The following is a 24,644-nucleotide window of genomic DNA, read 5'->3' on the forward strand; positions in this document are numbered from 1 at the left end:
GACAGAGGAGGCGCACCATGCGCTATACGACCTTCGGACGCAACAACGGCCTGCGGGTCTCGGAGCTCGCCCTGGGAACCGCCAACTTCGGCGCCGCCTGGGGCGGCGGGGCCAGCCGGGAAGAGTCCCGGAAGATGTTCGAGCGCTTCGCCGAGGCCGGCGGAACGTTCATCGACACCGCCGACAGCTACCAGCTGGGCCAGTCGGAACAGTTCCTCGGCGAGCTCATCGGCAGCGATCGGGACCGCTTCGTACTGGCCACCAAGTTCTCCCTGGGCAACGCACGCCCCCACGTCTCCACCACCGGCAACAGCCGGAAGAACATCATCCGGTCGGTCGACGCGAGCCTGAAGCGCCTGGGCACCGATCACATCGACCTCTACTGGGCCCATCTGCCCGACACCGTCACCCCGGTCGAGGAGATCCTGACCACCCTCGACCAGCTGGTCCGCGCTGGCAAGATCGGCTACACCGGGCTGTCCAACTTCCCCGCCTGGCAGGTCTCCCGCGCCGTGACGCTGGCCGAACTGCGCGGCTGGACCCCGCTGGTGGGCGTCCAGTTCGAGTACAGCCTCGCCGAGCGCAGCGCCGACCGGGAACTGCTGCCCATGGCCGAGGCGCTCGGCCTCGGCACCGCGCTCTGGGCCCCGCTCGGAGGCGGGCTGCTGACCGGCAAGTACCGCGAGGGCCGGGGCGGCAGGCTCAGCGACTGGGACGGCCGCGGCATCCGTACGGAGGACAGCGCGCAACGCACCGACGTACTCGACACCGTGCTCGCCGTCGCGCGGGAGGGCGGGCACTCGCCCGTCCAGGTGGCCGTGGCCTGGCTGCGCGCCCGGGCCGCGGCGGCGGCCACCGCCGTGGTGCCCGTCATCGGCCCGCGCGACGCCGGGCAGCTGGAGGGCTACCTGTCCGCGCTGGACGTGACCCTCGACACCGCGTCCCTGCGGCGGCTCGACGACGTCAGCGCCGTACGACCGGGCACGCCCCACGAGCTGGTGGCGAACACGCTCGACGTGGTGCTCGGCGGAGGGGCCGGCCGTGTCGTACGACCGCCCGTACCGGTGGCGTGAGCGAACGAAGAAGGAGGAGGACGACATGAACACGATCGACCCGGCCGACGACGGATCCGCCGTCGCCGTCATCGGCATGGCGGCCCGGTTCCCCGGTGCGGACGGCATCGCCGCCTACCGAGACCGGTGGGCGCACGGAGCCGACCCCGGACCCCTGCTGGAGGACGCCGACGCCTTTGACCACACGTTCTTCAGCCTTTCTCCCGGCGAGGCCCTCATCACCGATCCGCAGCAGCGCATCCTGCTCGAATGCGCCCAGCACGCGCTGGAAGACGCCGCCTGCGATCCCGCCCGCGAGGCAGGGACCATCGGCGTCTACGCCGGCTGCGGCAGCACCCCGTACGCCGCGCGGCTGCGGCGCGAGCTGCACCGGCTGCCCTTCGCGGACGACTGGCAGATCAGGATCGCCACGGGCGCGGACTTCCTCGCCGCCCGCCCCGCGTACAAGCTGGGACTGGCCGGGCCCGCGGTCACGGTGCAGGGCGGGGGGGCCACCATGCTCCTGGCCGTCCACACCGCGGTGCAGGGGCTCCTCGCCGGCGACTGCGACCTCGCGCTGGCGGGTGCGGTCACCGTCCGCCCCGCGGGCCCGGACGGCGACGGGTCGGTGGGAGGCTGCGGGATCGTCGTCCTCAAACCGCTGCGGGCGGCCCGCGAGGCGGGCGACCGCATCCACGCCGTGGTCCGCGGCACGGCCGTGGCCAACGGTGACGACGCCGGTGGCATCGCGCGGCAGGCCCGTGCGGTCGCCGGGGTCGCGGCCGAGGAGGTGGTCCCGCTCCGGGCCGGCCGCGCGCCGGCGCCCGGGACGGCCGTCACCGACACCACGCCCGGCATCGCGGCCTTCCTCGACGCCGTGTTCGCCGTCTCGCCGGACGCGCCCGGCGGCCAGAGCCTGACCGGTGCCCCGGCCGAAGGCCCGTACGGCCTGCACGCGCACGTCGTCGTGGCACGGCCGCCGCGCCCGGACCGCCCGGCAGCCGGGCCCGAAGAGGACGGGGGCTGGCAGCTGCTGCCCCTGTCGGCGCGCGACGGGAGCGCCCTCGACGAACTGACCGCACGGCTCGGACAGCACCTGGCCGGGCATCCGCAGGAGCCGGTGGCGGACGTGGCATGGACGCTCCAGACCGGGCGCACCGCACGGCCCGCGCGCCGGTTCGTCGTCGCTCCCGGCACGACCGAGGCCGCGGCGGCGCTGAACAGCGGCAAGCGCCGGCTGACCCCGTCCGGCACGGCCCCGCGGACCGCGCGCCCCGTCGTCTTCACCTTCCCCGGCCAGGGCGGCCAGCACGTGGGCATGGCCCGCATGCTCTACCGCGCCGACCCCGGGTTCCGGGCCGACGTCGACACCTGCGCCGAACTGGCCCGGCCCGCGCTCGGACTCGACCTGCGCTCCCTCGTCGACCCGCGCGGCGAGGCCGAGGAGGAGCAGGCACGCCGCGCGCTGTCGACCATCGAGGTCGGCCAGCCGGCCGTCTTCATGGTCGAGTACGCGCTGGCCCAGGCCCTGCGGCGCTGGGGAGTGCGCCCGGCCGCGGTCGTCGGACACAGCCTCGGGGCGTACGCCGCCGCTTGCCTGGCCGGGGTCTTCTCCCTTCCCGACGCGCTCGCCCTGGTCGTGGAGCGGGGCAGACTGCTCCAGAGCCTGCCGTCGGGGTCGATGGCCGCCGTCGGGCTGCCCGAGTCCGAGGTGCTGCCGCTGCTCCCGGACGGGCTGGGCATCGGCGCCGTCAACGGGCCCGGACAGGTCGCGGTATCGGGGCCGACCGGGCTGGTGCAGTGCTTCGTGAGGGAATTCCCGCGCCCGGACGTCGAGGTCAAGCTGCTGAAGATCGCCACAGCAGGGCACTCGGCCCTCGTCGAACCGATCCTCGACGAGTTCGAGGCGTACGTGGCCGCACTGCGCCCGGCCAGGCCCGTGGTACCCGTCGTCTCGGACACCACCGGAGGCTGGGCCGACCCCGACGACATCGCCACCCCCGGCTACTGGCGCCGGCACCTGCGCCACGCCGTACGGTTCGACGACGCGCTCTCCACGCTCGCGCGGGACCCCGAAGCCATCCTGCTCGAAGTCGGTCCGGGCCTGACGCTGACGTCACTGGCCCGCCGCCATCCCGCACTTGCCGGCCCGGACCGCCTCATGCTCCAGACACTGCCGCACCCGGCCGACGAGACCCCGGAGCTGAGCATCCTGCTGACGGCCCTGGGCCGGCTCTGGCTGGCGGGTACGGAGCTGGACTGGGCGGCCCTGCACCCGGGCGGCCGCCGCCGGGTCCGCCTGCCCGGGCACCCGTTCCGGCGCACCGGGTTCGACCTGGACGCCGTGGCGGCCCGCTGACCGGAGTATCAGCTTCCGGTGGACTCCGCGAGCTGTCGGCGGGCGTGCGTGAGGAAGGCGCGCGCCGCCGGGCTGACCGGGCCCTCCGCGCGCCACGCCAGCGCCAGCCGCCCGCGCAGGTGCGCACTGTCGATCCGTACGATGCGCAGCTGCCGGGCGTGTGCGCGGGCGAAGGGCTGGGGAAGGATGGCGAGCCCCAGCCCCCGGGCGGCCAACTGCGCGAGCACCAGCGGATCACTGGCTTCGAAGGCTATGCGCGGGGTGGCGGCCACGGCGGACCAGGCCGCCTCGACGGACGTCCGCAGCCCGGTGCCCGGCGGCAGGCAGATCAAGGTGTGATCGCGTATCTCCTCCACGGACACCCGCTCGCGGTGGGCCAGCGGATGGCCGGCGCTGACCGCGCCGACGAGCAGTTCGTCGGCGATGACCTGGACGGCCAGGCCGGGCGGCGGATCGGCGGCCATGCCGATCACCGCGACGTCGATCCGCCCCGTGCGGACGCCCTCGGCGAGGTGGTCCGAATTCCCCTCCGACAGGGCCATGTCGATGGACGGATGCAACGCGTGGAACTCGGCCAGCAGTTTCGGCAGCGACAGGTGGGAGGACGAAGCGACGGTCCCGAGGGAGACCTGGCCCCGCAGGAGACCGGTGACCTCGTCCACGGCGAGGCGGGCGCCGGCCACGGCGGCCAGCGCGGCCCGGGCGTACGGCAGTACGGCGACGCCCACGTCGGTCAACTGCACCTGACGGCCACTGCGGTCGAGCAGTTCCTGTCCTAATTCGCGCTCCAGCCGACGGATTTGAGCACTCACACCCGGCTGCGCCACGTGAACGCGCGCGGCGCCCCTGGTGAAGCTCGACTCCTCGGCGACGGCGACGAAATATTCCAACTGGCGCAGTTCCATGAGCGCCGAGTCTAAAGGTTGCTTTATGAGTGATTTCTCTTCGCTGGTGTCGCGGGTCGAGGGTGAGGTGTTCCTGCCCGGGCAGGAGGGTTTCGACGAGGAGCGGACGGGTTTCCAGCGTGCGGTGGTGCACCGGCCCGATGTGATCGTGGGTGCGGTCTCGGCGCGGGACGTGGCGGCGGCGGTTCGGTTCGCGGGGGCCAGGGGTCTGCCGGTGGCCGTGCAGGCGACCGGACACGGTCTGTCGGTGGGAATGGACGGCGGGGTGCTGATCTCGACCCGGCGCATGTCCGGGGTACGGATCGACCCCGAGGCCAGGACCGCGTGGCTGGAAGCCGGGGTGCGCTGGGAACACGTCGTCCCCGAAGCCGGACGCCACGGCCTGGCCCCCCTCAACGGCTCGGCCCCGCACGTCGGCGCCGTCTCCTACATCCTGGGCGGCGGACTGGCCCTCCTCGGCCGGACCTACGGCTGGGCGGCCGACCACGTCCACCGCATGGAAGTCGTCACCGCCGACGCACAGATCAAACAGATCACCCCCGACAGCGACCCCGACCTGTTCTGGGCCCTCCTCGGAGGCAAGGACAACTTCGGCATCGTCACCGGACTCGAAACCGCCCTCATGCCCCAACCCCGCATCTACGGCGGCGGCCTCTACTTCGACACACCCCACGTCGAAGACATCCTCCACACCTGGCACCAATGGACCACCACCACCCCCGACCACATGAACTCCAGCGTGGGGCTGATGCCCGTGCCCGACCTGCCGTTCATGCCCGAGCCGCTGCGCGGCCGCTACGTCGCCCACGTCCGGATCGCCTCCACGGGCGGCGCGATCGCCGGCCGCAGGGCCGTCGCCCCGCTGCGCGCCGTCGCGCCCCGTCTGATGGACACCCTGCGCGACATGCCGTACACCGCGAGCGGCTCCATCTTCGACGACCCGGTCCACCCGCACGGCTACACCGGGGACAACGCCCTGCTCGGCTCGCTCGGCACCCCGGCGCTGGACGCCGTCCGGGACCTCGCCGGCCCGGCCGCACCCGTGATGTGCGTCGTGGACCTGCGCCACCTCGGCGGCGCGCTGGCCCGCCCGCCGGCCGTGCCCAACGCGGTCGGCCACCGCGAGGCGGCGTACATCCTGCGCGTGCTCTCACCCGTAGGGCCCTGGAGCGCGGCCGACATCGCCCCCGTCCACGAGGAGCTGCTCGCCGCGGTCCGGCCGTGGACCGTGGGCCGCAACCTCAACTTCGTCTACGGGACCGGCCGCCCGGCCACGGCCGAGCGGCTCAGCACGCTGTACGACGCCCCCGCCCGACGGCGGATGGCCCGGCTGAAGGCCGTACACGATCCCGCGAACACCTTCCGCGTGAACCACAACATCCAGCCGGACCCGGCGTCATGACGTCAGCAGGACGGGCAGGTCACGCGGCCCGTTCGCGATGAAGGAACCGGACCCCGGGATCTCGGAGCGGGGTCGCGCCAACCGGAGGCCGGGGAAGCGGTCGAAGAGCCGCGGCAGCGCGATCCCGGCCTCCAGCCGGGCGAAGGGGGCGCCCAGACAGTGGTGGGCGCCGTGCCCGAAGGCGAGGTGCTCGTGCCTCTCGCGGAGCAGGTCGAAGCCGAGCGCGTCCGGGCCGTGCTGCTCCGGATCCTGGCCGGCCGCCGCGTAGGAGACGAGGATCGCGTCACCCTGTGCGATGGTCACCCCGTCCACGTCGATGTCCTGGGTGGCGAAACGCAGCGGCATGTGTGCGACCGGGCCGTGCAGGCGCAGGGACTCCTCGATCGCGTCCTGCCAGGTGGCCCGGCCGGCCCGGATGTGCGCCAGCTGATCGGGCCGGGACAGCAGCTCCACCAGTGCGCTGCCCAGCAGGTTGGCCGTGGTCTCGTGGCCGGCCCCGATCATGAGCATCAGGGTGTCGGCGAGTTCCTGTTCGTTCAGCCGCTTCCCGTCCTCGTCGCGTACGGCGATCAGCTCGGAGGAGAAGTCGGGTCCGGGGTGCTCGCGCTTGTACGCCACCAGGTCGGTGAGGACCGCGTAGATGGCCCGCCCGCGTTCCTGGATGTCGTCGATGCTCCCGGGGTCGCGGAAGAAGGCGTCCATCATCTGCCGCAGCGAGTCGCTGGTGGCCTCCGGTATGCCGAACAGCCGGCAGATCACCTGGAATGGCAGCGGGTGGGTGAACGCGGCCCGCAGGTCCACCGTCTCCCCGGCCGGCGCCGCGGCCAGCTCCTCCAGCAGCGCGCCCGTCACCTCCTCCACGGCCGGCGCGAGCGACTTCGTGCGCCGGGCGGTGAAGGCGCCCGCCACCAGCCGGCGCAGCCGGGAGTGCTCGGCGCCGTAGGCCGTGAGCATGTTCTCCACGGACACCCAGGGGTAGAGCGGCCAGTCGGGGGTGATCTCGCCGTCGCGGAAGGGCGGCCAGTGCCGGCGGGGATCCTTGGACACCCGTGGATCCGTCAGGAGCTGTTTGATCCGTTCGTGCCGGGTCACCGACCAGGCCCGCACACCGCCCGGCAGCTCCACCCGGGCGATGGGCCCGAGCCGGCGCAGCGCGGCGGCCTCGCCGGCGAGATCACTCCCCGTGGGGTCGAGCGGGAACACGCTCTGGGACATCTGTGCTTCCAATCTGCCGGATCCGCCGGCGGTCCCGCGGGCAGGCGGCCGCCCACCGCGGCGGTCCCGAAGGGGGAGGGGGCCGCTGCGGTGGGCGATCACCGGCTAGTGCGAGCCGGGCGTACCGGGCTCCAGGTTGTAGTTGACGCGGAAGGTGTTGGCCGGGTCGTGCACGGCCTTGAGCCGGACCAGACGTGCGTGGTCCTCGGGGTCGTACGCCGAACGCACTTGCTCCGGACCGGCGTTCTCGCCGATGCCCATGAAGTTCACGAAACGCCCCGTCGTACGGGGGGCCAGAGCGTCGAAGAGCCGGCGGTGCACCGGCCGTACGGTCTCGGGGGTGAACGGGCCGACCAGCGGCGAGATCACGTAGAGCAGGTAGCGCGCGTCGCGGTGGCCGACGGCGTTCGGGGCTCCCTGCCGCCGGGCCAGCATGCCGCCGAGGTGACGCAGTTCGACGATGCACATGACGGGCGCGCCGGGGCCGACCGTCTTGAGGACCGTCGGCACGTCGGACTCGGCCAGCTCGCTGAGCATGGCGCCGTCCGCGTACCACGGCATGGGAGTCGGCGGGTCGTTGTGGATGGCCGCGCTCGCGGTGTACGGCATCTCCGTCAGCGTGTCCAGCAGTCGCGGCGCGACCGCGCGTAGGGGGGCGACCAGACGCTCGCCCTCCTCGGCCGTACCCGTGTAGGCGATCCGGACGTGGGCGACGTACCGGCCGCGCAGCGGCTCCGGTGCGAAGGGTGCGTCCGGCACCGGGATGAGGGCGAGGGAGGAGTTCATGTGGTGGGGGGTGGTGGTGGTCCATTGGTGCCAGGTGTGGAGGATGTCTTCGACGTGGGGTGTGTCGAAGTAGAGGCCGCCGCCGTAGATGCGGGGTTGGGGCATGAGGGCGGTTTCGAGTCCGGTGACGATGCCGAAGTTGTCCTTGCCTCCGAGGAGGGCCCAGAACAGGTCGGGGTCGCTGTCGGGGGTGATCTGTTTGATCTGTGCGTCGGCGGTGACGACTTCCATGCGGTGGACGTGGTCGGCCGCCCAGCCGTAGGTCCGGCCGAGGAGGGCCAGTCCGCCGCCCAGGATGTAGGAGACGGCGCCGACGTGCGGGGCCGAGCCGTTGAGGGGGGCCAGGCCGTGGCGTCCGGCTTCGGGGACGACGTGTTCCCAGCGCACCCCGGCTTCCAGCCACGCGGTCCTGGCCTCGGGGTCGATCCGTACCCCGGACATGCGCCGGGTCGAGATCAGCACCCCGCCGTCCATTCCCACCGACAGACCGTGTCCGGTCGCCTGCACGGCCACCGGCAGACCCCTGGCCCCCGCGAACCGAACCGCCGCCGCCACGTCCCGCGCCGAGACCGCACCCACGATCACATCGGGCCGGTGCACCACCGCACGCTGGAAACCCGTCCGCTCCTCGTCGAAACCCTCCTGCCCGGGCAGGAACACCTCACCCTCGACCCGCGACACCAGCGAAGAGAAATCACTCATAAAGCAACCTTTCCACGAAGGCGGAGCCAAGCCCCGCCTGCATAAATGATGTTGAAGCGGCCGGCACTTCATGTCCAATAAGAAACCGTGCTGGCCGTCAGAAGCCCTGACTATTGGACGCGGTCGCGCGGATGCCGCACGATTTCTCCGGCGAACTCAAGTCAAGGAGCCGGTATGGGTAATTCGGAAAGCACGGCGGAGATGCACCGTGTGTTCAACAGCGCCGCGGACGTGTACGACCAGAGCGGAGTCGAGTTCTTCGGACCCATCGGCCGACGGCTCGTCGAATTCTCCGGAATTCGGAGCGGTGACTCGGTGCTGGACGTGGGCTGCGGCCGGGGCGCCGTGCTGTTTCCGGCCGCGGCGGCCGTGGGCAGCACCGGAGAGGTCATCGGAATCGACCTCGCCGAGGAAATGGTCAAGTACGCGGATGCCGACGCGCGGTCGCAGGGCCTGGCCCAGGTGACCACCCAGGTCATGAACGGACAGGTGCCGGACTTCCCGGCCGGCCGCTTCGACGCGGTGGTCGGAGGCTTCAGCGTCTTCATCTGGACGCACGGCGCCGCCGAACTGCGCCCCTACCGCACGATCCTGCGCCCCGGCGGCCTCTTCGCGGCCAGCGCCCCCTCCTTCTTCCCGACAGCCACGGGCAAGTGGGGCTTCCTCCCCGAGGACGTGCACGACCTGCTGCTGCCGCACCTGACCCAGCCCAAGGACGGCGATGCCTACGACTGCCCCTTCACCAACATCCACAACAACTGGCTGGTGACCCCCGATACCGTCGCAGCCACCCTGACCGAGGCGGGCTTCACTGACGTGGCCGTACTGGAGGAGGACCTGCCCATCGTCGTGGAGTCCGGGGCCCAGTGGGTCGCCTGGACCCGCTCGCACGGCATGCGACGGCTGTGGGACAGGTTGTCCGAGCGGGAGGCACAGGAGCTGGCCGCCGAGGTCGCCCGGCGCCTGGACGCCCTGCGCTCGGCCGACGGCAGCATCACGCTGCCGACCCCGATCGTGTACCTGCGCGGCCGGGCCCCGCAGGTCTGACCGGTCATCCCGCCGCGGTCATCCGTCGCAGGCCCACCCACTGCAGGGCCGCGTACACGCCCACGACCACCGCGCCGATCAGCATGAACACGATGCCGAAGCCCGTGAGCGGGACGAGATCCCCCGCGGCCACCACCAGGCAGGCGACGGCGGAGCCGAGATTCACCCCGATCACGGCTTTGGCCAGGCCGGCCGGGATCACCGGGTACCCGGCGATGAGGGCCAGCGAGGCCGCCCCGCCGAGCTGGTAGAGCCCGAAGCCGACGCTGAAGCCGACCGGCATCCCGGTGGCGGAACCCAGGGGGCCGTACGCGGCGATGAGCACGGTGGCCATCACGGCGGTGCTGACACTGTCGATCCGCAGGACCAGCCGCAGGAAGCGGTCGGACGCCTGCCGGGCGGCAGGGTCGGTCGTATGCATCGTCTGTGTCATGGCAGGGCTCCTTCGCACCGGACTGTGCCACCACCGTGACACGGGACAGGTCGCGGACTCCATGACCTCAGAGGTCATGGAGTCCGCGACCCCGGCCGTTACGGTGGAGTGCATGAAGACGGAAGACCCGCCCCGCGTCGGGCTGTTACTGCGCGACTGGCGCCAGCGCAGGAAGTTCAGCCAGCTCGACCTCGCCCTGCGCGCCGAGACCTCCACCCGGCACCTGTCCTGCGTGGAGACGGGGCGGGCCCGGCCCAGCCGGGAGATGGTGCTGCGGCTCGCCGAGCACCTCGACGTGCCGCTGCGCGACCGCAACAGCCTGCTGCTGGCGGCCGGCTACGCCCCCGCCTATCAGGAGAGCCCCCTGGACAGCGACCGCATGGCGATGGCCCGCCAGGCACTGCGGAGCATGCTGGCCGGCCACGAGCCCTACCCGGCGGCGGTCGTGGACCGGGTCTGGAACATCGTCGACTCCAACCGCTCGATGTCCCTCCTGCTGGACAGCGTCCCGCCGACCCTCACGGCCGAGGGCGCGAACGTGATGCGCCTGATCCTGCACCCGGACGGCCTCCCGCAGCACTGCCTCAACTTCGCGGAGGTCCGCGCCCACGCCCTCGGCCGACTCCTGCACCAGGCCAACGGCACCGGCCACCCCGAGCTGCGGGCGCTGTACGACGAGGTGTCCGCCTACCCGCCGCCACCGGACACCGGCGCCCCACCCGGGCCGGTGGACGCGACCGGCATGGTGGTCCCGCTGCGGCTGCGCACGCCCTTCGGCGACATGGCGCTGTTCAGCATGATCGCCACCTTCGGCGCGCCCGCGGACGTGACGCTGTCCGAACTCGCGGTCGAGACGTTCTTCCCGATGGACGAGGAGACCGCCCGGCTTCTGCGCCTGCACGCGGCGGCCGCCGACCCGAAGGACCCCCGAGGCTCCTGACGCGGCATGGCCGGTCAGCCGACCGAGGCCGGGACCTTGCGCCCGGGGGGCGGTTCACCCGGCGGCCACGCGGTGTCCAGCTGTCCGTCGGGGATTGACGGTGGGGCTTGTCAGTCTGGCGTGGTGTGATGGGGGCATGATCGAAGAGTTCCTGGCCCAAGACCTGTCCGCGGTGGAAGAAGCGGTCCGCAAGGCGGCGGCGGTCGAGATCATGCCGAGATTCCGCCAGCTCGCCGACGACGAGGTCGACGAGAAGAGCGGACCGCACGACCTGGTGACGGTCGCCGACCGCAAGGCCGAGGAGCACCTCACGGCCGCCCTGACGCGGCTGCTGCCCGGCTCGGCCGTGGTCGGCGAGGAAGCCGTCCACGCCGACCCGACCGTGTACGAGGCGCTGCGCGCCGACGCCCCGGTGTGGATCGTGGACCCGGTCGACGGCACCCGGCAGTTCGTCTCCGGCGACCCCGCCTTCTGCACCCTGGTGGCGCTGGCCCACCGCGGGGAGATCCTCGCCTCCTGGACCTTCGCCCCGGCCCTGGAGGAGCTGGCGACCGCCGTGCGCGGGCAGGGCGCGTACGTCAACGGCGAGCGGATCCACAGCGGTTCGCCCGAGCCGGGCGCCGAGCTGCGGATCGCCATGGCCCACCCGCTGTACACCTCCGAGGAGGACAAGCGCACCCTGGGCCGGCTGGACGTGCCCGGTGTGGCGGCCCGGCCCTGCGGATCGGCGGGCCTGGAGTACCTGAAGGTGGCCCGCGGCGAGATGGACGGCCTGGCTTTCACCTGGCCCTCGGCCTGGGACCACGCGGCCGGTCTGCTGCTGGTCGCCGAGGCCGGCGGGGCGCAGAGCACCGTCGCCGGGCTCCCCTTCCGGGTGGACCGGGACAACGCGCTGCCCTTCGCGGTCGGCCGGGACGAGGCCACCGTGGTCCGCATCCGCGACCTGCTGCGGGGTCAGTGACCGCGCGGCCGGAATATCCTGGGGAACACAGGCGCCGCCGGACGAAGGAGTCGCAAGTGCCGTCGATTCTCGATGCGGTCGTGGTGGGGGCGGGGCCCAACGGGCTGACGGCCGCCGTCGAACTGGCCCGGCGCGGCTTCTCGGTGGCCGTCTTCGAAGCCGCCGGCACGGTCGGCGGCGGAGCCCGGACCGAGGAGCTGACCCTCCCCGGCTTCCGGCACGACCCCTGCTCGGCCGTGCACCCGCTCGGCATCGGCTCGCCCGTCTTCGCCACGATGCCGCTGAAGCGGTACGGGCTGGAGTGGCTGCACGCCCCGCTGCCCATGGCGCACCCCTTCGACGACGGCACGGCAGCAGTCCTGTCCCGCTCGGTCGCGGAGACGGCGGCGTCCCTCGGGCCGCGCGACGCCGGTGCGTACCGGCGGCTCGTGGGGCCCTACCTCGGCAAATGGGACACGCTGGCCCGGGACTTCATGTCGCTGCCGAGCACCGCCCTGCCCCGCGACCCCGTCACCCTCGCCCGCTTCGGGCTCACCGGGCTGCCCCCCTCGACGTGGCTCATGCGCCGCTTCCACGACGACCGGGCCCGGGCGCTGTTCGCGGGGCTCGTCGCGCACGCCATCGCCCCGCTGGACGGGATCGCCACCGGCGCCGTCGGCCTCGTCTTCGCCCTGGCCGCGCACGCGAACGGCTGGCCCCTGCCGCGCGGCGGCTCGCAGTCGATCTCCGACGCGCTCGCCGCGTACCTGCGCGACCTCGGCGGCACGGTCCACACCGGCTTCGAGGTCAAGCGGCTCGACGACCTCCCGCCGGCCCGCGCGTACGTCTTCGACACCTCGCCGACCGCGCTGGCCCGCATCGCACGCCTGGGCCGGGTGTACGAGGGCTACAAGTACGGCGCCTCCGTATTCAAGATCGACTACGCGCTGGACGGCCCCGTCCCGTGGACCGCCGAGGAACCGCGCCGGGCCGGCACCGTCCAGATCGGCCCGCGGGCCCGCGACGTCGACGCCGCCCTGCAACTCGCCTCCGGCGGCCGCGCCCCTCGCAACCCCTTCCTCATCACCGCGCAGCCCAGCCTCGTCGACCCCGGCCGGGCGCCCGAGGGCAAGCACGTGTTCTGGGCGTACGGTCACGTCCCTGCGGGCTGGGGCGGCGACCTCACCGACGCGGTCGAACGCCAACTGGAGCGCTTCGCACCGGGCTTCCGCGACCTGGTCCTGGCCCGCGCCACGGCCGGCCCGCCCGAGCTCGCCGCCCGCAACCCCAACTACGTCGGCGGGGACATCGCCTGCGGCGCGGCCTCGGGGCTCCAGCTCCTGCTGCGCCCCAAGCTCTCCCTGTTCCCGTACACGACCCCCCACCCGGCCGTCTTCATCTGCTCCTCCGCGACCCCGCCGGGCCCGGGCGTGCACGGCATGTCCGGCCACAACGCCGCCAAGGCGGTCTGGCGCCACCTGCGAAAGGACTCCTGATGCTCCGCATCACCCTGGTCCTCGGCGACATCACCGCCGAGAAGGCCGACGCGATCGTCAACGCCGCGAACTCCTCGCTGCTCGGCGGCGGCGGGGTGGACGGCGCCATCCACCGGCGCGGCGGGCCGGAGATCCTCGCCGCCTGCGAGGACCTGCGCCGCTCGCACTACGGCAAGGGCCTGCCGACCGGCCAGGCCGTCGCCACCACCGCGGGCCGGCTCGCGGCCGGGCACGTCATCCACACCGTCGGCCCGGTCTGGTCGCGGGAGGACGACCGGTCGGCGCTGCTGGCCTCCTGCTACCGCGAGTCCCTGCGGGTCGCCGACGAGCTGGGGGCCCGTACGGTCGCCTTCCCGGCCATCTCCACGGGGATCTACGGCTGGCCGATGGACGACGGGGCGCGGATCGCCGTGGAGACCGTACGGGCGGCCCGGACCGACGTGGACGAGGTGCGGTTCGTGCTCTTCGACGCGGCGGCCTACGCGGCCTTCGAGGCGGCGGTCGAGGCCGCCCGCTAGGCCGCCCGCGCGGACCTCACAGCGGTCGCGCGGAGGCGCCCGGGGAGGGGCGCGGGTACGTGCGGGACTGCTTGACACTGCCGTACGCGAAGCTCGACTCGATCGAGGCGATGCCGGGAATGGCGTGGATCCGGTGGCGCACCAGCGCCTCGTAGGCCTCCAGGTCCTCGATGACCACGCGCAGCAGGTAGTCGCTGCTCCCCGCCATCAGGTAGCAGTCCTGGATGTGCTCGATGACCGCCACGTGCTCCTCGAAGAGCCGGACCGCCTCCGCGGTGTGGCGTTCCAGCCGGATCCGGACGAAGACGGTGACCGGGAGCCCGAAGGCGACCTGGTCGACCATCGCCGTGTAGCCGCGGATCAGACCCGCCTCCTCCAGCCGCCGGACGCGGCGCAGGCAGGGCGAGGGGGAGAGCCGGACGCGGTCGGCGAGGTCCTGGTTGCTCAGGCGCCCGTCGGCCTGCAATTCCCGGATGATCTGCAGATCGACTGCGTCCATGGCCACTCCTTGGCAGATTCTGCCCCAAACGTATGTCCGAGAGGCAGAACTGGCAATCGGCTGCCCCGTCCGAAGCCCTAGCCTTGCCCGGGAACGGACCAGACCGGTCCGGTCTCAGAGGCTGGAGCAATTTCCGTGGTCGCGACGAACATCACCGGGGTGACCGCGCCTCCCGACGCAGCGGTCCCGTCGGCCGGAAACCCTCCCCCAGCTACCGCTGGGGGGACCCCCAGCCGACGCGGGCTCTCCCCGCACGCCCAGGGCGTGCTCGCGCTGCTGGTGACCGTGTCGATCTGGGCCGCCTTCGCGCTCAGCGCCCGGGCCCTGAGCGCCTCCACCCTCCTGCCCGCCGACGCGGCCCTGCTGCGCTTCGGCGTCCCGATCGTGGTCCTGCTCCCCGCGCTGTGGCGGCGCCGCCACCGGATCGCGGCGGTCCGGCCGGGCCCCGCCATCAAGATCATCTGCGGTGCGGGAGTGCCGTTCTTCCTGGCGGCGATGCACGGCGGCGCCCTGACGTCCGCGGCGTTCGTCGGCTCGATCGTCCCCGGAATGGTCCCGCTGTTCGTCTCCGCGCTCATGGCCGCGCGCGGGCACGGCATGCCCCGCGGGACCCAGGCGGCCGGGCTCGCGCTGATCGCGGCCGGCGTGATCGCCCTCGTCTGGCGCTACGTCGTCCCCGTGGACACGGACGTGCTGGCGGGGGCCGGAACCCTCCTGGTGGCCAGCGGACTGTGGGCCCTCTACACGGTGGGCCTGCGGGACGTCGACCTCGACCCGGTCGGCTCGATCGGACTGCTGTGCCTGCCCTCCTTCGCGGTGATCGGGCTCCTGGTCCTGACCGGGGTGCTCCCGACGGGCCTCGCGCACGCGGCGGGCGGCGACATCGCCCTGTTCCTCGTCGTGCAGGGGCTCGGGGTCGGCCTGTGCGCCGGCCTGCTGTACGCCTTCGCCATCCGCAGGCTGGGCGCCGAGCGCAGCTCCGTCGTCGGCAGCCTCAGCCCCGTGGCCGTGGTCCTGCTGGCCATCCCCCTCCTCGACGAATCACCCACCCTCGCCGTGCTCATCGGCGTACCCCTCATCACCATCGGCGTCGTACTCGCCAACCGTCGTCCCGGCAGCCGTCTCAGGGAGCGTCTTGCCGGTCAGGCCGGGCTCGCTGTGCCTGGCACGCAGGCTCGCCGCGTTCTCGTCGGTCGCCGACGCTCCGCGTCGACTCCCTCCTCGGCCTTGCGATCGCACGCACCAGACGCCGCTCCCTGATCCGGCCCGACCGACAAGACTCCCCTAGACCCGAGGTCCCCGCACATGCTTGAGCTCCTCCCGCCGCCGCCCACCGACCCGCTGTGGGACCTGACCGCGGAGTTCGCCGCCGACGAGCGGCCCGAGCGCCTGAACCTCGTCCTCGGCGTCTACCGCGACCACACGGACCGCACGCCCGTCATGGCCGCCGTCCGTGACGCCGAGATGCGTCTGGCGGAGCGCTCCGAGTCCAAGGAGTACCGGGGGCTCTCCGGCAACACCGCCTTCAACCGGGCCGTGCAGGCGCTGGTCCTGGGGGCCGAGGTGCCGGCCGACCGGGCCGTGGCCGTCCAGACCGTCGCCGGTTCCGGCGCGCTGCGACTGCTGGCCGACCTGATATGCCGGACCCGCCCGGGCGCGACGGTCTGGATCAGCGACCCCGCGTACGTGAACCACCGGCCCATCCTGGAGGCCGCCGGGCTGAAGGTCCGTACGTACGGCTGGCGTGACGCGCAGGGCGGCTTCGACACGGAAGGCGTGCTGCGGGAACTGGGCGGCGCGCAGCGCAGCGACGTCGTCCTGCTCCAGGGGTGCTGCCACAACCCGACGGGAGCCGACCCCACGCTGGACGCCTGGGAGGCGCTCGCCGAGCTGGCTGCCCAGGGCGGCTGGGTGCCGTTCGTCGATCTCGCCTACCACGGGCTCGGCGACGGGCTGGAGGCCGACCTGCTGCCCACGCGCATCCTGGCCGCGCGCGTGCCCGAGATGCTGATCGCCGTCAGCTGCTCGAAGAACTTCGGCCTGTACAGCGACCGCACCGGTTGCGCCATCGTCCTCGGCCAGTCCGGCCAGGCGCTGCGGCACGTCGAGACGGCCCTGCAGAACGCCGCCCGGACCCTGTACTCGATGCCGCCCGAGCACGGCGCCGCCGTCGTCGCCACCATCCTGGAGGACACCGGACTGCGGGCCGCCTGGCAGGCGGAACTGGAGGTCATGCGCGGCCGGATCGTGGCCAACCGTGCGGACCTCACGACCCACCTGAGCGCCCTGGGCTGCGGCCCGCAGGCGCGGGCACTCGCGCTGCAGAAGGGGATGTTCTCGATGCTGCCGCTCACCGCGGCGCAGATGCTCCGGCTGCGCCGGGAGTTCGCCGTCTACGGCACCACGTCGGGCCGCTTCAACATCGCGGGGATCCCGGGCCACCGGATCCCCCGGCTCGCGCAGGCCGTCGCGGCGGTGCTGGGGGAGGGGCGGGCGACCCGGACCCTCGAAGGCGCGCTGCGGAAGTAGCCGGACACGGCAGTCCCCGGCAGTCCCGCCGATTCCATGAGCCATCCGCCGTCGCCGATGGCTCCCGTGGATCGCGAGATCTGCCGGGGGCCTGGCCAGAGCCTGGACAAGGGTCACGCGGGCCTCTGGACGTCTCCAGAAGGGGGTGCGGCTCTATCCGGTTTTCCGGTGTATTGATGAGTTTCCTCCGTATTTCGCCCGAGTCAAGAGTTCTGGCGTTTCCGGTGTGGCGAGCTGGTCCGGCGAGTTCCGGTCCCCGCCGGACCTCCCGCCCGGGGACTGGAAATCGTCGGACACAGAGCCCTGCGCCGACGCCTCGGATAGGGTGAATCGGTAGGAATCAGGCCCCCCGGGGTGAGGTCGGTGCGTTGGACACTTACCAGTCGACGAGCGAGGTGCCGGACCCGCCGGTGGCGGCCGTCGGGTACGCGGGCGTGCTCCGCGAGCTGCTGCCGATCGCCCTGTGGCGGGAGGACGCGGACGGGCGCGTCGTCGAATGGTCGCTCGCCGCCCAGGACCTGCTCGGGTACCGCCCCGAGGACATCCTCGGCCGCCTCGGCTCCGCCGTCCTGGTCCCCGACGCCAACCGTGAGCTCGCCGGTCAGCTGACCCGCCGCGTCCAGGCGGGCGAGACCGTCGTCGGTACCCTGCCCGTGCGCCACCGCGACGGCCACACCGTCGTCATGGAGATGTGGATCGTCCCCGCCCAGGACCCGCAAGGGCGTACGGGGGCCATGCTCATCGCCGTGGAGACCTCCGAGGTGCTCCACATGCGGGACTCGCTCGCCGCCCTGGAGAGCCTCTTCACCCAGTCGCCCATCGGCATCGGCACCCTCGGCCTCGACCTGCGCTTCATCCGGGTCAACGACGCGCTGGCCCGGATGAACGGGGTCCCGCCCGCCGAGCACGTCGGCAAACGGCTCACCGAGGTCGTGCCCGGGGTCAACGCCGGGGCGCTGGAGGCGACCATGCGCCAGGTCCTCGAACAGGGCGCGGCCATCGTCGACGTCCGCCGCACCGGGCGGACCGCGGCCGACCCCGAGCACGACCGGACCTGGTCCTGTTCGTACGCTCCCCTGCTCGACGGCTCCGGGCGGCCGCTGGGCCTGATCGCCTCCCTCATCGACATCACCGAGGGCCAGCGGGCCCAGGCCGACGCCGAACAGGCCAGGCGCCGGTTCGCCCTGCTGGCGGAGGCGGGCACCCGCATCGGCACCACCCTGGACCTCCATCAGACCGCCCGGGAGATCGTGGACGTCCTCGTACCGCAGCTCGCGGACTCGGCCGACGTACAGCTGCTCGAAGCGGCGATCGAACCGGACGAGGCGGCCGGCTCCACCCACGGAGTCCTGCGGCGGCTGGCCGTCAGATTCCCCGACCCGGACGCCCCCACCGCGAAACTCGCCGCGGGCCAGACCCTCCAGATCCCCGAGGGCAGCGTCTACGAGCAGGTCATCGCCGACGGGCAGGCCATGAACCTCTACGTCTCCGACATTCCGGAGCTGATCACGGACCCGCGCGCCGAACCGCTGCGCGCCTACCTCGCCACCCTCGGCTCCGCCCGCCTGATCCCGCTGGTCGCCCGGGGCGCCGTGCTCGGCGCGGTCGTCGTGACCCGGGTCCGCGAGCGCGAGCCCTTCGACGAGCAGGACTGCGTACTCGTCGACGAGCTGGTCGCCCGCGCCGCCCTCAACATCGACAACGCCCGGATGTACACCCGCCAGCGGCAGGCCGCCCTGACCCTCCAGCGCAGCCTCACCAACAGCGAGCTGCTCCAGGTCACCGGCCTCGAACTGACCGGGCGCTACCTGCCCGCCAGCGACCACGACGTCGGCGGCGACTGGTTCGACGTCATCCAGCTGCCCGGCGGGCGGACCGGCCTGGTCATCGGGGACGTCATGGGCCACGGGATCCACGCGGCGGCCGTGATGGGCCAGCTGCGCACGGCGGTACGGACCCTCGCGCGCCTCGACGTGCCCCCGGCCCGGATGCTCGGCTCGCTCGACGCCGTCGTCGCCGACCTAGGCGAGGACGAGATGGCCACCTGCGTCTACGCCGTCCACGACCCGGCGTCCGGGGGCTGCGTGATCGCCCGCGCCGGGCACCCGCCGCCCGCTGTCGTCGGCGCCGACGGGACCATCACCTTCCTCGACGGCCCGCCCGGCACCCCGCTGGGCACGGGCGGGCAGGACTTCCGCACCGAAGAGGTGCGGCTGCCCCCGGGAAGCCTGCTCGTGCTCTACACCGACGGCCTCATCGAGGCCCGGGACCGGGACCTCGACCAGGGCCTGGACCAGCTGGCGCGGGCCCTGCGCGGAGCCTCGCAGCCCCTGGAGGAGCTCTGCGACGGGATCCTGCGGCGGCTGCTGCCGGACGCTCCCCAGGACGACGTGGCGGTGCTGCTGGCCCGCGCGAGGCCGGTCTGAGGAGGCGTTACGAGACCGGGCGACCGGGTTTTCGGCACCGCAACGGGTCAGCCGACCGCACCGAGGATCGGCGCCCAGGTGGCACCGGTGAGTGCGGCCACCGCCTGCTGCTCGGAGAGCGGGGGAGCGGCACGGGTCGGCTTCGGTGTGTCGGGACCGCTGCCGCCGCCGGTGCTGTTCCACTGCACCATCTGAAGCTGCGCGCCGGTCGACTTCAGGGTCACCGTCACCGTCCAGCGGCGGGCGGTGTCGGCACGAGCCGGGTGTTCGGCCGCGTTCTGCTCCGACATCACCACGGCCCCGCCGGGAATCGCGGCGCTGCTCGGCAACTCGCTCAGCGCGCAGGTGTCACCTGCGGGACGCGCGGGCGTCCGCTCGCAGCTCAGCCCGTCGCCGTCCCTGAGCGGCAGCTTGAGCCGCACGGCCGAGACGCCGACCCTGGCGGCGCCGTTCCCGTCGTCGACGACCAGTCCGCCGTTGGCGACGTACCCGCCGGACGGATCCGCGGGGTTGTTGCTCTGTCCGGTCGCCTGGCTGAACCGGCCCCCGGGGAACGTCATCTCCAGGGCCTGGATCATCTGGGTGCCGGTGATCGCGGAACGGGGCATCGCCAGCGCCACCGTCTCGATGTCGGATCCCGCGGAGTGCGTCCCGGCGAGGGCGCCGGGGATCACCAGGCCGGCTGCCGCGATCACGGCGCAGGCGCCGGCCCCGGCGATGACGCCGGCCCTGCGCCGGCGCCGACGGCTCCGCCCGCGCTCGACGGCTCCGCCCAGGAGCGCGGTGAGATCGGGTTCAAGGGAGTCGGTCGTGCGGTCCAGTGCATGTGCGAGGTCTGCTTCGAACGGCATGCTGGCGTCACCTTTTCTATCGCTGATGCGGGCTCTGCTGCGGTTTGACCTGCGTATGCGGTGCTCAGTGCGGAACCAGGTCGGACAGGCTGTCGCCGAGCAGCGCACGCACCCTGCCGAGTGCACGGGTGCCCTGGGAGCGGACCGCACTCCTGCTCGTCCTGAGCATCTGGGCGGTCTCCTCGATGCTGCGGTCCTCCCAGTAGCGCAGCAGGAGCACCGCCCGGTCGCGGGGCGGAAGTTTGCCGAGGGCGTCCACCAGGGTGAGCCGCAGTGCGGCGTCCGGGCCGGACGCCGCACTGTCGGGCATGTTCCCGACGGGGCGCTCCGCGGTGCTCCGCCGACGCCGCAGGCTGAGGAAGGCGCGGACCAGAACCGTCTGGGCGTAGGCCGCCGGATTGTCCGCACCGGCCACCCGGTTCCAGTGCACGTACACCCGGCTGAGGGTTTCCTGGACCAGGTCCTCGGCAAGATGCGTGTCGCCGGCCGCCAGGACGTATGCCGAGCGGTAGAGCGCCTTCGCCCTCGCGCCCACGAACTCCAGGTACTCGTCCTCCTGTGCTGATTTCACTCGGCCCCCACCTGCTCCGTTGTCCTGTGATCCCCGTGCATACCCCTCATGACTACGTGGGACGTCAGGATGTCGCGCGGGCGGCGAAACCTTTCTTCGCCGCTTCCGCGTCACCAGGCCAGGTCCTCCAGCGAGTCCAGGTCCGCCGCGTCCAGGTCCAGCAGGTCCGGCGCCGACGGCTCCGAGCCCCCGGTCAGCGGCAGCTCGGCCCAGATGACCTTGCCGCGGTCCGTGTAGCGGGTGCCCCACCGTTCGGCGTACTGGGCGACGAGGAACAGCCCGCGGCCGCCCTCGTCGGTGGTGGCCGCGTACCGCAGGTGCGGGGAGGTGCTGCTGCCGTCGGAGACCTCGCAGATGAGGCTGCGGTCGCACAGCAGCCGGACCCGGACGGGCGCGCTCCCGTACCGGATGGCATTGGTGACCAGCTCGCTGAGGATGAGCTCGGTGCTGAAGGAGATGCCGTCCAGCCCCCATGCGGAGAGCTGCGCCGAACCGGCGTTGCGCACCCGCGAGACGGCCGACGGCTCGCCGGGCACCTCCCACTCGGCGATCTTGCCGGACTCCAGCCGCCGGGTGTCGGCGATCAGCAGGGCGATGTCGTCCGCCGGCGTCGGGAACAGCATCGCGGCGAGCACGTCCGCGCAGGCCTGCTCGGGGCTGCGGCCGGTCGCGGACAGCGTCTGGGCCAGCAGGCGCAGGCCGGAGTCGAAGTCCCGCTGGCGGTCCTCCACCAGACCGTCGGTGAACAGCACGAGCCGGCTCCCCTCGGGCAGCTGCAGTTCGACGGCCTCGAAGGGCATGCCGCCGACCCCGAGCGGGAGCCCGGCGGGCAGCGCCGGGAAGTCCACGTGCCCGTCGGTCCGCACCAGGGCCGGCCCGGGGTGCCCGGCGCTGGCCATCACACACCGCCCGGAGACCGGGTCGTAGACCGCATACAGGCAGGTGGCGCCCGTGATCCCGGCCGATTCGCCCATGCCGTCCGCGCCGCCCCCGTCACTGCCGCCCGCGGACTCGTTCTGGTCGATCCGGTTGATCAACTCGTCCAGGTGCCCGAGCAGCTCGTCGGGCGGCAGGTCCAGGGTGGAGAAGTTGTGCACGGCGGTCCGCAGCCGGCCCATCGTGGCCGCCGCGTGCACCCCGTGCCCGACGACGTCGCCGACGACCAGCGCCACCCGGGCGCCCGGCAGCGGGATCACGTCGAACCAGTCCCCGCTCACCCCCACCTTCGCGGGCAGGTAGCGGAAGGCGACCTCCACGGCTGTCTGCTCGGGCAGCACCCGGGGGAGCAGGCTGCGCTGCAGGGTCACGGCCGTCGCGTGCTCGCGCGTGAAGCGGCGGGCGTTGTCGATGGAGACGGCCGCGCGCGCCGCCAGCTCCATCGCGAAGGAACGATCCTCCTCATCGAAGGCCTCCGGGGTGTCGGCAGCCCGCCAGAAGTTGGCCATGCCCAGGACCACGCCCCGCGCCTGGAGGGGTACGGAGATCAGCGAGTGGAAGCCGTAGTCGAGGGCCAGCCGGGTCCCGTCGGCGTCCTGCGCCCGCCAGCCCATGGCGGCGTGCAGATCGGCGGCGAGCACCGCCTGCCCGGCGTCCAGGGCCGCGGACATCGGCGCGGTCGGCACGACGAACCGGATGGTGTCGCCGACCGCCTGCAGCGGCGTGTCGGCGCGGACCCCGCTCATGGCCGCCCGCCGCATCTCCGTGTACATGCCGGCGGCCAGCGCGGGTTCGTCACCGTGCAGCACCGGCTCCAGCAGTTCCACGGTGACGAAGTCCGCGAAGCGGGGGACGGCGACCTCCGACAGCTCCTCGGCGGTCCGCACCACGTCCAGCGTCGTCCCGATCCGCCCGCCGGCGTCGTAGAGCAGCTGGAGCCGCTCGCGGGCCACCTCGGCCCGGCCGGAGAGCGCGGCGAGCTCGGTGGAGTCGCGCAGGGTCATGACGGTGCCGGAGGGCTGGCCTCCGTACGGCTTGGCGAGCCGCTGGTTGACCGCGAGCAGCCGGTCGCCCGCCAGGTGCACCTCGTCCGTCGCGACCCGGCCCGAAACGAGCAGCTCGGTGGTGCGCGGGTCGAGGCCGAGGTCGGAGACGTGCCGCTGCTCGGCGTCGGGCGGCAGGTCGAGCAGCCGTCTGGCCTCGTCGTTGGCGAGGACGAGGCGCCGGTCGGTCCCGATGATGAGGACTCCCTCGCGCACGGCGTGCAGCACGGCCTCGTGGTGCTCGTTCATCCGCGCCATCTCGGCGGCGCCCAGGCCGTGGGTCTGGCGCTGCAGCCGTCGGCTGACCAGGAAGGCGCCGCCCGTGCCGAGCAGCAGGGCGGCCGCCGTGGCGCCGATGAGGAGCGGGACCTGGGCCTCGACGGCGTCGGCCACGTTCGCCACTTCGATGCCCGTGCCGACCAGGCCGATGACCGCGCCGTCCGCGTCCCGTACGGGCACGACGGCCCGCACCGCGTCGCTGGGCTCGCCCAGGAACGTTTCGGTGAAGGAGTGCCCGGCGAGGGCGCGGGAGAGATCGCCCGTGGCGCGCTTGCCGATCAGCTCGGGCCGCGAGTCGGTGTACCGGACCCCGTCGAGGTTCATCACCGCGATGAAGTCGATGCCGGAGCCGCGGCGTGCGGCGTCGGCCAGCGGCTGGAGCTCGGCGGTCGGGTTCGCCGCCTTCAGCGCCGCCGGGAGGCCGGGGGCGTGGGCGAAGGCCTCGGCCGCCGCGAGCGAGCGGTTGCGCGCGTCGCGCTCGCTGTCGTACCGGGACTGGACCACCAGCGCCACCGCGCCCGCGCCGATGAGCAGCAGCACTATCACCGCCATGAGGGCGAAGACCTGACCGGCGACACTGTGCGCCCACCCGGACGGGCGCGCGAACAGGCGCGGGCCCCACCCGGTCGGCTGGCGACCATTACGTCCGGTCATGAGCCCTTTCTAACACTGTCCAGGTGGTTTGGGGGCGGCTGCGCGGCGGCGGCGGCAACCCGGTACGCGCGGGGGCTGAGGCCGACGTACGAAGTGAAGTGCTGGCGGAAGGTGACCTCGCTGGCGAAACCGGCGCGGCGGGCCACCTCCGGGACCGGATGGTCGGTGCGTTCCAGCAGCTTGCGGGCCTCGTCCAGGCGGTGGCTCAGCAGCCACCGGTGGGGAGTGGTGCCGGTGGCCGAGGCGAAGTGCCGGGCGAAGGAGCGCGGGGACATGCCCGCCCAGCGGGCCAGGGTGGCCACGTCGAGCGGTTCGTGCAGATGGCGCAGGGCGCGTTCCCGTACGGCCGCCAGGGTTTCGGCGGTCCGGTCGGCCGCCGGCGTGGGCCGGTCCAGGTACTGGGCGTGGTCCCCGGTACGGAAGGGGCCCGTCACCATCGAGCGGGCGACGGCGGCGGCGGCCTCGGCGCCGTGCGCCTCGCGGACGAGGTGCAGGCACAGGTCGATGCCGGAGGCCACCCCGGCGGAGGTCCACAGCCCGCCGTCCTCCACGTAGAGCGGGGCGTCCTCGACCAGCACCCCCGGATGGCGGGCGGCGAGCCGGGGAGCCAGCGACCAGTGGGTCACCGCCCGGCGGCCTTCCAGCAGCCCGGCCTCCGCGAGGACGAACGCCCCGGCGCACAGCGCGGCCACCGGGATGCCCCGCGCGTGCGCCTCCCGGAGGGCGGCGAGGGCCGGCTCGGGCGTCGGATCGTCCGGCGAGGCCAGCGCGGGTACGACGACCAGGTCGGCCGAGGCCAGCCAGTCGAGCCCGCGGTCGGGGGCCAGGGTCAGCCCGCCGGGCAGGGCGATCGGTCCGGGTTCCAGGGCGCACCGGCGCAGCTCGAACGCCGGCACCCCGACGCGGCTGCGGTCGGGGCCCCAGACCTCGGTGATCACGGCGAGGTCGAAGCTGCGGATGCCGGGCTGGACGAGGATCGCGACGCGGTGCACGAGGCCAGTGTGCCATCCTGCCAGGCTGGCAGGATCCCATCGATCAGGGGCGCCGGTGGCTCTGTCGGC

General features: G+C 73.1%; 20 protein-coding genes. 11 read left to right on the forward strand and 9 right to left on the reverse strand.

Annotation, left to right across the window (positions count from 1 at the left end):
• Positions 1 to 17: 17 nt before the first annotated feature.
• Both OG429_RS31215 and OG429_RS31220 read left to right on the forward strand, forming a co-directional pair.
• The gene (locus OG429_RS31215; protein WP_328928588.1) at positions 18 to 1,073 is read left to right on the forward strand and encodes an aldo/keto reductase; all 1,056 of its coding nucleotides are present in this window, start codon (positions 18 to 20) and stop codon (positions 1,071 to 1,073) included.
• 25 nt (positions 1,074 to 1,098) lie between these two features.
• On the forward strand, positions 1,099 to 3,411 hold the full coding sequence (locus OG429_RS31220; RefSeq protein ID WP_328928589.1) for a type I polyketide synthase: 2,313 nt from the start codon (positions 1,099 to 1,101) through the stop codon (positions 3,409 to 3,411).
• Positions 3,412 to 3,419: 8 nt separating this feature from the next.
• On the opposite strand, the gene OG429_RS31225 is transcribed toward OG429_RS31220, so the two are convergent.
• Entirely contained in the window at positions 3,420 to 4,316 is an 897-nt protein-coding gene (locus OG429_RS31225) for a LysR family transcriptional regulator (protein ID WP_328928590.1), read from the reverse strand.
• Positions 4,317 to 4,341: 25 nt separating this feature from the next.
• Between OG429_RS31225 and OG429_RS31230 the strand changes: the two genes are divergently transcribed.
• Positions 4,342 to 5,718, forward strand: coding sequence for an FAD-binding oxidoreductase (locus OG429_RS31230; protein ID WP_328928591.1), 1,377 nt, complete (start codon positions 4,342 to 4,344; stop codon positions 5,716 to 5,718).
• Here OG429_RS31230 and OG429_RS31235 read toward each other — a convergent pair.
• Positions 5,713 to 6,933 (reverse strand): cytochrome P450 family protein, encoded by a 1,221-nt coding sequence (locus OG429_RS31235; RefSeq protein ID WP_328928592.1) that lies wholly within the window; start codon positions 6,931 to 6,933, stop codon positions 5,713 to 5,715. The two genes, OG429_RS31230 and OG429_RS31235, sit on opposite strands and share 6 nt — an antisense overlap.
• 105 nt (positions 6,934 to 7,038) lie before the next feature.
• Positions 7,039 to 8,421, reverse strand: a complete 1,383-nt coding sequence (locus tag OG429_RS31240) for an FAD-binding oxidoreductase (RefSeq protein WP_328928593.1) — start codon at positions 8,419 to 8,421, stop codon at positions 7,039 to 7,041.
• Between the two features lie 174 nt (positions 8,422 to 8,595).
• Between OG429_RS31240 and OG429_RS31245 the strand changes: the two genes are divergently transcribed.
• Positions 8,596 to 9,468, forward strand: coding sequence for a class I SAM-dependent methyltransferase (locus OG429_RS31245; protein WP_328928594.1), 873 nt, complete (start codon positions 8,596 to 8,598; stop codon positions 9,466 to 9,468).
• A 4-nt stretch (positions 9,469 to 9,472) separates the two neighbouring features.
• Here OG429_RS31245 and OG429_RS31250 read toward each other — a convergent pair whose 3' ends face one another.
• Complete coding sequence (locus OG429_RS31250; RefSeq protein WP_328928595.1) at positions 9,473 to 9,901, reverse strand: hypothetical protein; 429 nt, start codon at positions 9,899 to 9,901, stop codon at positions 9,473 to 9,475.
• A gap of 112 nt (positions 9,902 to 10,013) precedes the next feature.
• On the opposite strand from OG429_RS31250, the gene OG429_RS31255 reads away from it, so the two are divergent.
• The 4 genes from OG429_RS31255 (at position 10,014) to OG429_RS31270 (ending at position 13,795) form a co-directional block, all read left to right on the forward strand.
• Positions 10,014 to 10,841, forward strand: coding sequence for a helix-turn-helix domain-containing protein (locus tag OG429_RS31255; protein ID WP_328928596.1), 828 nt, complete (start codon positions 10,014 to 10,016; stop codon positions 10,839 to 10,841).
• Between the two features lie 136 nt (positions 10,842 to 10,977).
• On the forward strand, positions 10,978 to 11,802 hold the full coding sequence (locus OG429_RS31260; protein WP_328928597.1) for an inositol monophosphatase family protein: 825 nt from the start codon (positions 10,978 to 10,980) through the stop codon (positions 11,800 to 11,802).
• Between the two features lie 56 nt (positions 11,803 to 11,858).
• A complete protein-coding gene (locus OG429_RS31265; RefSeq protein ID WP_328928598.1) occupies positions 11,859 to 13,277 on the forward strand; it encodes a phytoene desaturase family protein in 1,419 nt (472 codons plus the stop codon).
• Entirely contained in the window at positions 13,277 to 13,795 is a 519-nt protein-coding gene (locus OG429_RS31270) for an O-acetyl-ADP-ribose deacetylase (RefSeq protein ID WP_328928599.1), read from the forward strand. The genes OG429_RS31265 and OG429_RS31270 overlap by 1 nt, the downstream gene beginning before the upstream one ends.
• A 16-nt stretch (positions 13,796 to 13,811) precedes the next feature.
• Here the strand turns inward: OG429_RS31270 and OG429_RS31275 are convergent, their stop codons facing one another.
• Entirely contained in the window at positions 13,812 to 14,294 is a 483-nt protein-coding gene (locus OG429_RS31275) for an Lrp/AsnC family transcriptional regulator (RefSeq protein ID WP_328928600.1), read from the reverse strand.
• Between the two features lie 135 nt (positions 14,295 to 14,429).
• On the opposite strand from OG429_RS31275, the gene OG429_RS31280 reads away from it, so the two are divergent.
• The 3 genes from OG429_RS31280 (at position 14,430) to OG429_RS31290 (ending at position 19,249) form a co-directional block, all read left to right on the forward strand.
• Complete coding sequence (locus OG429_RS31280) at positions 14,430 to 15,554, forward strand: DMT family transporter (RefSeq protein ID WP_328928601.1); 1,125 nt, start codon at positions 14,430 to 14,432, stop codon at positions 15,552 to 15,554.
• Between the two features lie 45 nt (positions 15,555 to 15,599).
• Entirely contained in the window at positions 15,600 to 16,823 is a 1,224-nt protein-coding gene (locus OG429_RS31285; RefSeq protein WP_328928602.1) for an amino acid aminotransferase, read from the forward strand.
• Between the two features lie 368 nt (positions 16,824 to 17,191).
• Positions 17,192 to 19,249, forward strand: coding sequence for a SpoIIE family protein phosphatase (locus OG429_RS31290; RefSeq protein WP_328928603.1), 2,058 nt, complete (start codon positions 17,192 to 17,194; stop codon positions 19,247 to 19,249).
• Between the two features lie 47 nt (positions 19,250 to 19,296).
• Here the strand turns inward: OG429_RS31290 and OG429_RS31295 are convergent, their stop codons facing one another.
• From OG429_RS31295 to OG429_RS31310, 4 genes are all read right to left on the reverse strand, one after another.
• Positions 19,297 to 20,100, reverse strand: a complete 804-nt coding sequence (locus tag OG429_RS31295; RefSeq protein WP_328928604.1) for a hypothetical protein — start codon at positions 20,098 to 20,100, stop codon at positions 19,297 to 19,299.
• Positions 20,101 to 20,164: 64 nt separating this feature from the next.
• Positions 20,165 to 20,671 carry a SigE family RNA polymerase sigma factor gene (locus tag OG429_RS31300; protein WP_328928605.1) on the reverse strand — a complete coding sequence of 169 codons (507 nt, stop codon included), beginning with the start codon at positions 20,669 to 20,671 and terminating at the stop codon, positions 20,165 to 20,167.
• A 110-nt stretch (positions 20,672 to 20,781) separates the two neighbouring features.
• Positions 20,782 to 23,583 carry a SpoIIE family protein phosphatase gene (locus tag OG429_RS31305; protein ID WP_405677653.1) on the reverse strand — a complete coding sequence of 934 codons (2,802 nt, stop codon included), beginning with the start codon at positions 23,581 to 23,583 and terminating at the stop codon, positions 20,782 to 20,784.
• Complete coding sequence (locus OG429_RS31310; RefSeq protein WP_328928606.1) at positions 23,580 to 24,575, reverse strand: GlxA family transcriptional regulator; 996 nt, start codon at positions 24,573 to 24,575, stop codon at positions 23,580 to 23,582. Before OG429_RS31310 ends, OG429_RS31305 begins: the two co-directional genes overlap by 4 nt.
• Positions 24,576 to 24,644: the final 69 nt, after the last annotated feature.

It is taken from the genome of Streptomyces sp. NBC_00190 (assembly GCF_036203305.1).
GTDB lineage: Bacteria > Actinomycetota > Actinomycetes > Streptomycetales > Streptomycetaceae > Streptomyces.